The sequence below is a fragment of the Streptomyces sp. NPDC002742 genome, assembly GCF_042888885.1.
Lineage (GTDB): Bacteria > Actinomycetota > Actinomycetes > Streptomycetales > Streptomycetaceae > Streptomyces.
The window spans coordinates 134,702-147,688 of the sequence record NZ_JBIAQF010000021.1 but is presented as its reverse complement, the minus strand read 5'-3'; the positions used below and the strand labels follow the sequence as shown (position 1 = coordinate 147,688).

Annotated in this window: 11 protein-coding genes; 5 read left to right on the top strand and 6 right to left on the bottom strand. The window is 71.8% G+C overall.

Features of this window, described 5'->3' with window-relative positions; all coding sequences use genetic code 11:
• Positions 1-131: 131 nt before the first annotated feature.
• The 3 genes from ACFYW8_RS31885 to ACFYW8_RS31875 are packed head-to-tail and all read left to right on the top strand — an operon-like array spanning position 132 to position 3,480.
• Positions 132-1,607 carry a glycosyltransferase family 4 protein gene (locus tag ACFYW8_RS31885; RefSeq protein ID WP_389085022.1) on the top strand — a complete coding sequence of 492 codons (1,476 nt, stop codon included), beginning with the start codon at positions 132-134 and terminating at the stop codon, positions 1,605-1,607.
• Complete coding sequence (locus tag ACFYW8_RS31880; RefSeq protein WP_389085017.1) at positions 1,601-2,404, top strand: class I SAM-dependent methyltransferase; 804 nt, start codon at positions 1,601-1,603, stop codon at positions 2,402-2,404. Before ACFYW8_RS31885 ends, ACFYW8_RS31880 begins: the two co-directional genes overlap by 7 nt.
• Positions 2,401-3,480, top strand: coding sequence for a prenyltransferase/squalene oxidase repeat-containing protein (locus ACFYW8_RS31875; RefSeq protein WP_389085013.1), 1,080 nt, complete (start codon positions 2,401-2,403; stop codon positions 3,478-3,480). Before ACFYW8_RS31880 ends, ACFYW8_RS31875 begins: the two co-directional genes overlap by 4 nt.
• A 76-nt stretch (positions 3,481-3,556) precedes the next feature.
• Here the strand turns inward: ACFYW8_RS31875 and ACFYW8_RS31870 are convergent, their stop codons facing one another.
• Complete coding sequence (locus ACFYW8_RS31870; RefSeq protein WP_365873101.1) at positions 3,557-3,850, bottom strand: hypothetical protein; 294 nt, start codon at positions 3,848-3,850, stop codon at positions 3,557-3,559.
• 163 nt (positions 3,851-4,013) lie between these two features.
• On the opposite strand from ACFYW8_RS31870, the gene ACFYW8_RS31865 reads away from it, so the two are divergent.
• A complete protein-coding gene (locus ACFYW8_RS31865) occupies positions 4,014-4,577 on the top strand; it encodes a hypothetical protein (protein ID WP_389085005.1) in 564 nt (187 codons plus the stop codon).
• Positions 4,578-4,723: 146 nt separating this feature from the next.
• On the opposite strand, the gene ACFYW8_RS31860 is transcribed toward ACFYW8_RS31865, so the two are convergent.
• The 5 genes from ACFYW8_RS31860 to ACFYW8_RS31840 all read right to left on the bottom strand — a co-directional run bounded on the left by ACFYW8_RS31860 (position 4,724) and on the right by ACFYW8_RS31840 (position 10,383).
• Positions 4,724-5,734: an LLM class F420-dependent oxidoreductase gene (locus ACFYW8_RS31860; RefSeq protein WP_365873097.1), complete on the bottom strand. Its 1,011-nt coding sequence runs from the start codon at positions 5,732-5,734 to the stop codon at positions 4,724-4,726.
• 115 nt (positions 5,735-5,849) lie between these two features.
• On the bottom strand, positions 5,850-6,665 hold the full coding sequence (locus ACFYW8_RS31855; protein WP_389084998.1) for a hypothetical protein: 816 nt from the start codon (positions 6,663-6,665) through the stop codon (positions 5,850-5,852).
• A gap of 173 nt (positions 6,666-6,838) precedes the next feature.
• Positions 6,839-7,822: an N-acetylmuramoyl-L-alanine amidase gene (locus ACFYW8_RS31850; RefSeq protein ID WP_389084993.1), complete on the bottom strand. Its 984-nt coding sequence runs from the start codon at positions 7,820-7,822 to the stop codon at positions 6,839-6,841.
• A gap of 22 nt (positions 7,823-7,844) precedes the next feature.
• A complete protein-coding gene (locus tag ACFYW8_RS31845; protein WP_389084988.1) occupies positions 7,845-8,495 on the bottom strand; it encodes a class I SAM-dependent methyltransferase in 651 nt (216 codons plus the stop codon).
• A gap of 142 nt (positions 8,496-8,637) precedes the next feature.
• Positions 8,638-10,383 (bottom strand): MFS transporter, encoded by a 1,746-nt coding sequence (locus ACFYW8_RS31840; protein WP_389084983.1) that lies wholly within the window; start codon positions 10,381-10,383, stop codon positions 8,638-8,640.
• Between the two features lie 292 nt (positions 10,384-10,675).
• Between ACFYW8_RS31840 and ACFYW8_RS31835 the strand changes: the two genes are divergently transcribed.
• The gene (locus ACFYW8_RS31835; RefSeq protein ID WP_389084979.1) at positions 10,676-12,982 is read left to right on the top strand and encodes an acyl-CoA dehydrogenase; all 2,307 of its coding nucleotides are present in this window, start codon (positions 10,676-10,678) and stop codon (positions 12,980-12,982) included.
• Positions 12,983-12,987: the final 5 nt, after the last annotated feature.

The window sequence follows — 12,987 nt, the reverse complement described above, 5'->3', positions numbered from 1 at the left end:
TGATCCACCGCTCACACTGGCGCTACCTGCCGGTAGATTCAATGCTCCTTGAACGATCAAGTCTGAAACTTGTTCTAGATTAGCGTCCCGGCGTAATCTCGCGGGAAAGTGCAGGGAGAAGGGGACCGGAAGTGACCGCTGAGGCCATGGAGGCGGGCCCCGGTAAGGGTGCGGCTGCCGACGGGGACCGACCCCTGCGCATCGCGCTCCTCACCTACAAGGGCAACCCGTTCTGTGGCGGCCAGGGTGTGTACGTACGACACCTCTCGCGCGAACTCGCCCGCCTCGGCCACCGCGTCGAGGTCATCGGTTCCCAGCCCTACCCCGTCCTCGACGAGGGCCTTCCCGGGCTGAGCCTCACCGAGCTGCCCAGCCTCGACCTGTACCGCCAGCCCGACCCCTTCCGCACTCCCGCGCGGGGCGAGTACCGGGACTGGATCGACGCCCTCGAGGTCGGCACCATGTGGACCGGCGGCTTCCCCGAGCCGCTGACCTTCTCGCTGCGCGCCCGCCGGCATCTGCGGGCCCGGCGCGGTGAGTTCGACGTCATCCACGACAACCAGACGCTCGGCTACGGCCTGCTGGGGGATGTCGGCGCCCCGCTGGTGACCACGATCCACCACCCCATCACCGTCGACCGGCAGCTGGAACTGGACGCGGCCGAGGGCTGGCAGCGCCGCGCCTCCGTCCGCCGCTGGTACGCCTTCACCCGGATGCAGAAGCGCGTCGCGCGCCGGCTGCCGTCCGTGCTCACCGTCTCCGGCACCTCCCGCCAGGAGATCGTCGACCACCTGCGCGTCGAGCGGGACCGCGTCCACGTCGTCCACATCGGCGCGGACACCGACCTCTTCTCGCCGGATCCGTCCGTGCGCCAGGTTCCCGGCCGCATCGTCACCACGTCCAGCGCGGACGTGCCGCTCAAGGGCCTGGTTTTCCTCGTCGAGGCCCTCGCGAAGGTGCGCACCGAGCACCCGGGCGCCCACCTCGTCGTCGTCGGCAGGCGCGCCGAGGACGGTCCGGTCGCCCAGGCCATCGAGCGGTACGGCCTCGACGGCGCCGTCGAGTTCGTCAAGGGCATCTCCGACGCCGAACTCGTCGACCTGGTGCGCTCGGCCGAAGTCGCCTGTGTGCCCTCCCTGTACGAGGGCTTCTCGCTGCCCGCCGCCGAGGCGATGGCCACGGGGACGCCGCTGGTGGCCACCACCGGCGGAGCGATCCCGGAGGTCGCCGGCCCCGACGGCGAGACCTGCCTCGCGGTCCCGCCGGGCGACTCGGGCGCGCTCGCGGCGGCTCTCGGCCGGCTCCTCGGCGACCCGGGACTGCGGGCGCGGCTCGGCTCCGCCGGGCGCGAACGCGTCCTCGCCCGCTTCACCTGGGCCAAGGCGGCCGAGGGCACGGTGGCCCACTACCGTGAGGCGATGGCCCTCCCCGCGTCCCGGCCCCGCTCGCGCGAGGCCGCCCTGGCCACGGATACGGAAGGGGGCGGCAGCGCGCCGGGCGCCGACTCCTCGGCGACCCAGGGCCCCGACCGCTCCGAGGCCGCGGACAGGACTCCCGCCGCCGAAGAACTAGTTGCAGCCAACCGCGAAAGCAGGGCCACGTGCTGACCGTCGACTTCTCCCGGTTCCCGCTCGCCCCGGGCGATCGCGTTCTGGACCTCGGATGCGGTGCCGGCCGGCACGCGTTCGAGTGCTACCGGCGCGGCGCGCAGGTCGTGGCGCTGGACCAGAACGGCGAGGAGATCCGCGAGGTCGCGAAGTGGTTCGCGGCGATGAAGGAGGCCGGGGAGGCGCCCGCCGGGGCCACCGCGACGGCCATGGAGGGCGACGCGCTCGCGCTGCCCTTCCCCGACGAGTCCTTCGACGTCGTGATCATCTCCGAGGTCATGGAGCACATCCCGGACGACAAGGGCGTCCTCGCCGAGATGGTCCGCGTGCTCAGGCCGGGCGGCCGTATCGCCATCACCGTGCCGCGCTACGGGCCGGAGAAGGTCTGCTGGTCGCTGTCCGACGCCTACCACGAGGTCGAGGGCGGCCACATCCGCATCTACAAGGCGGACGAACTGCTCGGGAAGATCCGCGAGGCCGGCCTGCGGCCCTACGGCTCCCACCACGCGCACGCGCTGCACTCGCCGTACTGGTGGCTGAAGTGCGCGTTCGGCGTCGACAACGACAAGGCGCTGCCCGTGCGGGCGTACCACAAGCTGCTGGTCTGGGACATCATGAAGAAACCACTGGCCACCCGGGTCGTCGAGCAGGCGTTGAACCCGCTGATCGGCAAGAGCTTCGTGGCCTACGCGACCAAGCCGCACCTGCCCGAGCTCGCCGCTGCTACGGACTCCGCCACGAGGGATTCCGCGAAGACCGCTTCCGCGACAGCCGCCTCCGAGGCGGACGCCACGTGACCACTCCCCGGACAGAACACCTCGTCCTGCCCGGGGTCCTCACCGTCGAGGAGGCCGACGCCACGGTGCGCGGGATCCTCGGGGTGCAGCGCCCCGACGGAGCGATTCCGTGGTTCCGCGGCCACCACCTCGACCCGTGGGACCACACCGAGGCCGCCATGGCGCTCGACGCGGCCGGGGAGCACGAGGCCGCCGAGCGCGCCTACGCGTGGCTGGCGCGGCATCAGAACGAGGACGGATCCTGGTACGCGGCGTACGCCGACGGGGACTTCGAGGACGTCACCGACCGCGGCCGGGAGACCAACTTCTGCGCGTACATCGCGGTGGGCGTCTGGCACCACTACCTGGCGACCGGCGACGACGTGTTCCTGGACCGCATGTGGCCCGCCGTCTTCGCGGCCGTGGAGTTCGTCCTGCGGCTCCAGCAGCCCGGCGGGCAGATCGGCTGGAAGCGTGAGGACGACGGGACCCCGGTCGACGACGCGCTGCTGACCGGGAGTTCGTCGGTCCACCACGCGCTGCGCTGCGCGCTCGCCATCGCCGAGCAGCGCGAAGAGCCGCAGCCCGACTGGGAGTTGGCGGTGGGCGCGCTGCGGCACGCGATCCGGCTCCACCCGGAGCGGTTCCTCGACAAGAACCGCTACTCCATGGACTGGTACTACCCGGTACTCGGCGGCGCGTTGACGGGCGCCGAGGCCAAGTCCCGTATCGAGGAGGGCTGGGACCGCTTCGTGGTGCCCGGTCTCGGGGTGCGCTGCGTCGTTCCCAACCCGTGGGTCACCGGTGGTGAATCGGCCGAACTCGCCCTCGCCCTGTGGGCGGTGGGCGAGTCCGACCGCGCGCTGGAGATCCTTCAGTCCATCCAGCACCTGCGCGATCCGAAGACCGGTCTGTACTGGACGGGCTATGTCTTCGAGGACCAGGCCATCTGGCCCGAGGAGCTCACCACCTGGACGGCGGGCTCCCTGCTGCTGGCGGTCGCCGCACTGGGCGGCGACGAACCGACCTGCGCGGTCTTCGGCGGCGAGCGCCTTCCGACCGGCCTGGACCCCGACTGCTGCACCGAGACCCGCTGAACCGTCCGGACGGGCCGGGCCGTTCCGGCCCTCGGCACCGTCCGGACGCTCCGGACTTTCCGGGTGCTCCGGGCCGTCAGTGCCGGTGCATGCGGTTGGCCACCGCGTGGCCCACGAACAGGTAGACGACGGCGGCGAGACCGTAGCCGGCGACCACGCGCGCCCACTGCTCGTCGAAGGTGAACAGGTCACGCGACCAGCCGGCCAGCCAGCTCGCCATGTGGTGGATGAACTGCACGAGGTCGTTGCCAGGGTTGGCGTCGAGCAGATACATCAGTATCCAGAGACCGAGGATGACGGCCATAACATCCGCGACGATCGCGATGACCGTCCCCGCCTGATTCGAGCCGTTGCGATATCGAGGGGACATGTCCAGCGGGTTGCCCGTCAATCCTGGATGAAACCCGAACGGGTTCTCTCGGGTGGCACGGTGGACGGGGACGGGTGAGGCTGCCGGGGAGAGCCGTGTTCCCCCGCGAACGGGAAGGACCGGCGGACCGGGGAGAACCGTCCCCCCTCATCCGGAGGATCCCGTGCCCGTACCCGTACGGCGCCTGATCGTGGCGCTGGCCCTCTCCTGCGTCCTGATCGGCGGTACGACGGCCTGCGGGGGCGGCAGTTCCGGGCAGGACACCGCCGCCGTGGTGCAGACGGCGGCCACCCCCACCCCGACCACTTCGGCTCAGAAGCAGAAGTTCGCCAAGACCCGCTTCGTGGCCAACGCGGGGCTGGCGGCGGGCGCCACCTACCAGTGGATCGTCAGACCCTGGAAGGCGGGCACGTTCAAGAAGGGTGCGAAGGGCCGCCGGGTCGCCCTGGTCAAGGCCGGGCTCGCCGGCACCTTCGCGTACAACCGGCTCAAGGCCGCCACGAAGAACGCCCAGGGCGATCCCGCGCTCTCCAAGGCCCTCGCCCCGCTCGCCGCGGGCATCGCCGCGCTCAAGAACCTGCCCGCCGAACTGCGCAGCGGCGATTCGACCGACGCGGTCGCGAACTCCTTCGAGGACGTCGTCAACAAGGTGAAGGCGGCCGGGAGGAGCGCTGGTGCCGAGGTCGTGGACAAGGTGCCGTCGGCGTCCCAACTGAGCGGCGGCTAGGCGGCTGGGCGGCTGGGCCTGACCGGCTGGGCCGGCGTACCCTCGCGATCCGGCGGACCCTCGCCGATCCAGCCCACTCGGAGGTGCCCGACAGCGCGGCGAGGTGCGATGCCAGGCGCCGCGGGTCGGGCGGGAACGGACAGCCCTTAGGAGTTCAGCTCGGCCAGCACGCGCAGCGTGCGGAGGTCCGGGGACAGGACCAGCAGGTCGGTCACCGGGCCCTTGCGCCACAACTCCAGCCGCTCGGCGATGCGTTCACGCGGTCCGACGAGCGAGATCTCGTCCGCGAAGGCGTCCGGCACGGCCAGTACGGCCTCTTCCCGGCGCCCTTCCAGGAACAGCCGCTGGATCCTGCGGGCCTCCTCCTCGAAGCCCATCCGGGCCATCAGATCGGCGTGGAAGTTGCGGGCCGCGTGCCCCATCCCGCCGATGTAGAAACCGAGCATCGCCTTGACCGGCAGCAGCCCCTCGGCGACGTCGTCACAGACGTGCGCGCGGGCCATCGGCGCCACGAGGAAGCCCTCGGGCAGGTCGGCGAGCGAGGCCTCGTACGCCTGAGGGCGCGTCGGCGACCAGTAGAGCGGCAGCCAGCCGTCCGCGATGCGTGTCGTCTGCGCGATGTTCTTCGGACCCTCGGCACCGAGCAGGACCGGCAGTTCGGCCCGCAACGGGTGAGTGATCGGCTTCAGCGCCTTGCCGAGTCCCGTGCCGTCGGCACCCCGGTACGGATGGGAGTGGAAACGTCCGTCCAGCTCGACCGGCCCCTCACGCCTGAGCACCTGGCGTACGACATCGACGTACTCCCGGGTCGCGGTGAGCGGTGACCTCGGGAACGGCCGCCCGTACCAGCCCTCGACGACCTGAGGTCCCGACAGGCCGAGCCCCAGCATCATGCGCCCGCCGGAGAGATGGTCCAGGGTGAGCGCGTGCATCGCGGTCGTGGTGGGGGAACGGGCGGCCATCTGCGCGATCGCCGTGCCGAGACGGATGCGCGTGGTCCGCGCGGCGATCCAGGTGAGCGGGGTGAACGCGTCCGAGCCCCACGACTCGGCGGTCCACACCGAGTGGTAGCCGAGCCGCTCCGCCTCCTGGGCGAGCGGTACATGGTCCGCCGAAGGGCCGCGCCCCCAGTAGCCGAGGGCCAGACCGAGCCGCATGTCGCCTCCAGGAGCCGTGTTCTGACGTGCCGTCAGTTCTCGCCGGTGCTGGGACTGTACGACAACGGCCCCCCGCCGGAAAGGGCGAGGGGCCGTCGCTGCGACGATGGGCGGGTCAGCCGCGCTGGATCCCCGAGGTGTCCTGGAGCACGCCACGACGGCCGTCCTGCGTCTGCGCCACCAGGGTCGCACCGCGCTGCTCGACGGCCAGGTACCAGGTGCCCGGCGCCAGTTCGGCGATCGGCGCCTGCGCGCCGTCCTCCGAGAACAGCGGACGCGCGACCGGTACGGCGAACCAGAACGGCGAGAAGTCCTGAGCGGGCTGCTGCGTCTGCGGGGCCGACGGCTGACTCGGCTGCGCGCCGAACGGGTGCCCCGGCTGCGACGGCTGAGCACCGTAGGGCTGCTGACCGGGCTGACCGGGCTGACCGGGCTGGCCGGGCTGCGAGGCTCCCGGGTACCCGTAACCGCCTGCGGGCTGGGCGCCGTAGGGGGCGGCGGGGCTGATGGGCTGGGGGGCCTGGACGAGTGCGGCCTGCAGGGCGGGAACGAGCGGAGTCGCGACGGCCGCGGCGGCCAGAGCGAGGGCCGCGATGAAGCCGAGGATGAGACCGGCTCCGGCGCTGTAGCCGTCCGGGATGTCCACCAGCGTCCAGAACTGGGTCCAGACGACAAGCACCGTGAAGGCGGCGCCGACCGTGCCCAGGTCGAGCCCGAGGACCTTGCGCGGCTGCGGCAGACAGCGGTTGACGACGATCAGGGCGCCGCCGATGACCCCGCCCATGTAGATGCCGAAGCCTTCGCTGAGGTCGGTCCAAGCGGTCACGTCCAGGCCGTACCCGGAGTAGAGCCTGAGGAACGACGCGATGAACAGCAACACCGCTGCTCCGATCACCACGCCGTCGCCTCGAGTGAGGGAGCGGATATTCACTTCAGGTCCTTCGTCAGTCGTCTCGTCGTCGGTGAGGCATCGCTGTTCACCGTGTCGCCGTCATGGTGTCGTCGTCGGGACGCGGTGTGAAGCGCGGGGGTGGCCCTTTTATCGTACGGACGACACTATCGCCCGGACGATCAGGGTGTCCGCCGGGTTGGGTCCGTAGATCACTACCCGTGCAGGAAACCAACGATTCCTTCAGAGATCCCCCGTGCCGCCTTCTCTCGCCACGCGCCACTGGTGAGCAGCGCAGCGTCCTTGCTATCGCGCATGTTGCCGCACTCGATGAACACCTTGGGAACCGTTGACAGATTGAGACCACCGAGATCCTTACGGACCACCAGTCCGGTTCCGTCGCCGACGTAGTTGGAGGGCGCGCTGCCCGTCTCGCGGACGAACAGACCCGCGATGCGCTCGCCCAAGTCGCGGGAGGAGGCGACGATCGGACGGGTGTCGGCGGCGCCCGCGTGCACCGAGGCCGGGAGGATCACGTGGAAGCCCCGGTTGCCGGCCGCCGATCCGTCGGCGTGGATGGAGACGACCGCGTCCGCGTGCGCCGTGTTGCCGATGCGGGCCCGCTCGTCGACGCAGGGGCCGAACGAGCGGTCGCCGTCCTGGGTCAGCTTCACCGTGGCGCCCTGCTTTTCGAGGATCGCCCGCATCCGGTGCGCGACGTCGAGGGTGAACCGGGCTTCCGTGTAACCCGCGTTGGTGGACGTGCCGGTCGTGTCGCACTCCTTCCAGTTCGTTCCGATGTTCACCTTGCGGTTGATCTCGGACGTGTGCTGGAAGTTGCTCTGGTTGTGCCCCGGGTCGATGACGATGACCTTGCCCTTGAGGGAGCCGGAGCCGGAGCCGGAGCCAGGGGCGGCGGGCGCGGAGGAGGAGGGCGCCGGAGCCGACGACGTACTCGGTCTGCCGTCGTCCGTCGTCGAGGCGGACGCCCGCGAGGAGGGGGAGCCGGAGCCCGGCGCGGAGGACGACGACCCGGGAGCGGCCCGGTCGGACCCGCCCCCCGAATCGTCTCCCACGGCCTGGTACACCAGCCAGCCGGCCAGCGCGCCCGGTACGAGCGCGGCGAGCGCGACGGTGAGCGGTCCACGCCGGAAACGGCGCGGCTGGGGCGGATCGAAGTCAGGGCCTACGTACGACACGTCAGCGACTCTAACCGGGCGCTCAGATCCCTGCTCCGGTTCGCCGCAGGACGCGCAGCGAGTCGGTCACCGCGACCTCGGTGAACGCGCCCGATTCCAGGGCCCGGAGGTAGACGCGGTAGGGGGCCTGGCCGGTGAACTCGTCGGCGGGGTCCGGGAACACGTCGTGGATGACGAGGAGGCCGCCCTCGGCGACATGCGGGGCCCAGCCCTCGTAGTCGCCGCTCGCGTGTTCGTCGGTGTGGCCGCCGTCGATGAAGACGAGACCGAGGGGCGTGCCCCAGAACGCGGCGATCTGCGGCGAACGGCCGACGAGCGCGACGACGTGGTCCTCCAGGCCCGCCCGGTGGAGGGTGCGGCGGAAGGCGGGGAGCGTGTCCATCAGGCCGATCTCCGGGTCGACCGTGGACGGGTCGTGGTACTCCCAGCCCGGCTGCTGCTCCTCGCTGCCCCGGTGGTGGTCGACCGTGATCGCGGTCACCCCGGCCTCGCGCGCCGCGTCGGCGAGCAGGATCGTGGAACGGCCGCAGTAGGTGCCGACCTCCAGGAGCGGCAGTCCGAGCCGTCCGGCCTCGACGGCGGCCTCGTACAGCGCGAGTCCCTCGCCCCGCGGCATGAACCCCTTCGCGGCCTCGAAGGCGGCGAGGATCTCGGGCTTGGGTGCCGCGGGCATGGGGTCTCCTCCATCGGTGCGAACAGCGGGGTGCGTGGAGCGCCGCCCGGGTGTACGGATCCCGGGCCGCCCCATCGTGCACCACACCCCCGCCGCGTGGGCGGCGGGGGTGTCGATGATCACTCGGTGGAGGGTCCGGGTGTCAGGCGGTGACCTCGGCGTTCTCGCCCGGGAGGGAGAGGTCGAGGGAGACCGGCCGGTCGTCGCCCGCGTGCGTCGCCGACGAGGCGAGCGGACCGTGGCCGGCGGCCCGTGCGGCGAGCACGTACGCGCCCTGGGCCGGCACGGCGAGCGCGTAGCTGCCGTCCTCGGCGGAGAGGGTGGCGCCCGCCTGGCGGCCGCGCCGGTCGATGAGTGTGACCTTGGCGCGGTGGACCGGACCACCCTCGGCGTTCAGGACCCGGCCGCGGAAGCCGCCGAGGACCTCGTTCGCCCGCTCCATCGCCGCGTCCTCCTCGCTGCTCGCGCGCAGCTGGGTCTTGGTGGCAGGGGGGCGGCCCGGCAGGAACAGCGCCATGAGCAGGCCGACCGCGACCGCGCCCGTGGCGATCAGGAAGGACACGCGGAAGCCGTGCATGGTGGGGACCGCGACCCCGCCGACGTGGTTCGCCGTGTTGGCGAGCACCATGCCGATGACGGCGCTCGACACGGACGTACCGATGGAGCGCATCAGGGTGTTCAGGCCGTTGGCCGCGCCCGTCTCCGAGGCCGGGACGGAGCCGACGATCAGGGCGGGCAGCGAGGAGTAGGCGAGGCCGATGCCCGCGCCCAGGACCACCGCGATGACCAGGGACTGCCAGGCGGCGTTCATCAGGCCGAGGCCCGCGCCGTAGCCGATTCCGATGATCACCATGCCGATGATCAGGGTGACCTTCGGGCCGTACTTCGCCGACAGCCGGGCGTACACCGGCGCGGTGAACATCATCGTCAGGCCGAGCGGCGCGACGATCAGGCCCGCCTTCACCATCGACTGGCCGAGGCCGTAGCCGGTCGACGTCGGGAGCTGGAGCAGCTGCGGCAGGACGAGGGAGACGACGTAGAAGGAGACACCGACCATGATCGAGGCGAGGTTGGTGAAGAGGACCGCGGGGCGGGCCGTGGTGCGCAGGTCGACCAGCGGGGCCTTCAGGCGCAGCTCCATCACGCCCCACAGGAGGAGCACGGCGAGCGACGCGCCGAACAGGCCGAGCGTGGTGGGCGCGGTCCAGCCCCAGTCGCTGCCCTTGGTGATCGGCAGCAGGAAGAGCACGAGCCCGACGGACAGCCCTATCGCGCCCAGCACGTCGAAGGTGCCCTCGGCGCGCATCGGGGACTCCGGCACGACGAGGAGAGTGAGGGCGATGGAGAGGACGCCGAGGCCGGCGGCGCCGTAGAAGAGGGCGTGCCAGTCGGCGTGCTGTGCCACGAGGGCCGCGGCGGGCAGCGCGAGTCCGCCGCCGACACCGATCGAGGAGCTCATCAGGGCCATCGCGGAGCCGAGCTTCTCGCGGGGCAGCATGTCACGCATCAGACCGATGCCCAGCGGGATCGCGCCCATCGCGAAGCCCTGGAGCGAACGGCCCACGATCATCGGCACCAGGGCGCTGGTCAGGGCGCTGATCAGGGCGCCGACGACCATGACGGCCAGGCTGGTGAGCAGCATGCGCCGCTTGCCGAAGAGGTCGCCGAGACGGCCCATGATCGGCGTGGCGACGGCGCCCGAGAGCAGTGTCGAGGTCAGGACCCAGGTGGCGTTGCTGGGCGCGGTGCCCAGCAGCGTCGGCAGGTCCTTGATGACCGGGACGAGCAGGGTCTGCATCACCGCGACCACGATGCCCGCGAAGGCGAGCACGGGCACGGTCGCGCCGCTCGGCCTCCGCGCGGGCTGGCCGGTCGTCGTGTGCGTCATTACGGGGGGCCTCCAGGCCGTAAGAAAGGAGCTCTCGAGAGAGAAGTGAGGGGGGTGATCCGTGTGGATGCGGGGACGGTCGGTCTGGTGATCCATGGGGACACGGGACGTCGGTCGGGTGATCCGCGCGGGATACGTGCAGTGAGAACCCGGTGCGCCCGGGCAACTATTCCGATGCTTCGGCGTACTAACGAATTCTTGACCGATCCATGGGTATCTGACCTACCGTCAGAATGAAACGTGTTCTAGTCTGGCGCGGATCCACGCACCTCGGGCCTTTGGGGAGGCACACATGGGCATCGCGGTCACGCCGGAGCAGCGGGAGCTCGCCGAGGCCGTTCGCGGCTGGATCGCCCGCGCCGTGCCGCCCGAGGCGGTCCGCAAACTCCTGGACGCCCCGGGCAGCGGCAGACCGCCGTTCTGGGACGCGCTCGCGGCGCAGGGGTTCCTCGCCGCGCACCTTCCCGAGGCGTACGGCGGTGGCGGCGGTGACCTCGTCGACCTCGCCGTCGTCGTGGAGGAGGCCGCGCGGGCCGCGCTGCCGGGACCGTTCGCCGCGCACGTCCTGACGTCGGCGGTCCTGCGGTCGGCCGACGCGGACCCCGTTCGGGCCGGGTGGCTCCCCGATCTCGTACGTGCGCTGGGGTGCGGGGACCGCATCGGCGCCGTCGCGTTCGGCACCGGCTCTCTGACGGCCCTGGCGGTGGACGGCGGATACGTGCTCGACGGGACGGCGCCACCCGTGCTGTCCGGTGCGGACGTGGACGTGCTGGTGCTGGCGGCGGTCCAGTGTGACGGGCGCGACGGGCACGCCGGGCGCGACGGGCGCGACGGGGGTGCGGAGCCCGGCGCGGGCGCGCAGCACGGCGGGACGGCGGCGTTCGACCCTGGCATCGGGGCCGGCGTGGAGGCCGGGCGAGGGGCGGTGTCCGGCGGCACTCTCTGGCTGGTCGTCGACGCCGTCGATCTCGTCGTCCGGCCGCACGAGAGCGCCGATCCGACGCGGGCGACCGCCGAGGTCCGGGCGGAAGGCGTACGGGTCCCGGCCGGCCGCGTCCTCGCGGTCGACCCATCGCTGGTCCGGGACCTCGCCGCCGTCGTCCTCGCCGCGGACGCCTGCGGCACCGCGTCCTGGGCGCTGGAGACCGCCGCCGGGCACGCGAAGGTCCGCGAGCAGTTCGGCCGGCCCATCGGGCACTTCCAGGGCGTGAAGCACCTGTGCGCCGACATGCTGGTACGGCTGGAGCAGGCGCGCGCGCTCACCTGGGACGCGGCGCGCGCCGGGCAGGAACCGTCCGGAGTACGGGAGTTGGCGGCCTCCCTCGCGGCCGGTACCGCCCTCGACGCCGCCTGCTCCTGCGCCGAGGACTGTGTCCAGATCCTCGGCGGCATCGGATTCACCTGGGAGCACGACGCCCACCTCTATCTGCGCCGGGCCCTGGTGGCGCGGCAGTTGCTCGGAGCCGGGAGCGGACACCTGCGGCGGGCCGCGCGGCTCGCGCGCGACGGCGTACGGCGGGAACTGCGCCTGGAGCTTCCGCCGGAGGCGGCCGGGTACCGGGCCGAGGCCCGTCAGGTGATCGACCCGGTTCGCGGGCTCGGTCCGGCGGCCGCCCGCCGGTCGCTGGCACCCACCGGATACGCCGCCCCGCATCTGCCTCCGCCGTACGGGCTCGGTGCGGGACCCGTACGACAACTCGCCATACAGCAGGAGTTGGCGGCGGAAGGGGTACGGATCAGCGATCTGGGGATCGCGACCTGGGTCGTACCGTCCCTCATCGCGTACGGGACCGGCCCGCAACAGGAGCGCTATCTGCTGCCCACCCTGCGCGGCAACCTCCTGTGGTGCCAGCTCTTCTCGGAACCGGGCGCCGGATCCGACCTCGCCTCGCTGCGGACCCGCGCCGAGCGCACGGCCGACGGGCGGTGGCGCATCAACGGGCAGAAGGTGTGGACGAGCGCGGCACAGTGGGCCGACCACGGGATCCTCCTCGCCCGGACGGACCCCGCGGCGCCCAAGCACAAGGGGCTCACCTACTTCGTCGTCGACATGAAGAACACGGACGGCATCGACATCCGCCCCCTGAAGGAGATCACCGGGGACTCCCTCTTCAACGAGGTCTGGTTCGACGACGCGCTGCTGCCCGCGGACGCGGTCGTCGGCGAGGTCGACGACGGCTGGCGGGTCGCCCGCAACACGCTCGGCAACGAACGCGTCCACATGGCCGACCAGCTGACCTTCGACACCGGCCTGGAGGCGTTGATACCGGCCGACGTCGACGGCTCCCGGCTCGGAGCGCTGATCGCCGAGGCGCACGCCCTGGCATGCATCACGCTGCGCACCACCCTCCGCCGGGTGTCTGGGGTGGAACCGGGCGCGGGTGCCTCCGTCCGGAAGCTGGTGCAGACCGCACACCAGCAGAAGGTCGCCGAACTCGGACTCGAACTCCTCGGCCCCGAAGGCGCGTTGCGCGAGGGCCCGGGCGAGCGGGCCGTGCACGGATACCTGCTCTCCCGTTGTCTGACCATCGCGGGCGGCACCACTCAGGTCCAGCTCAACGTCGTCGCCGAGCGCATCCTCGGCCTGCCACGGGACTAGGAGAG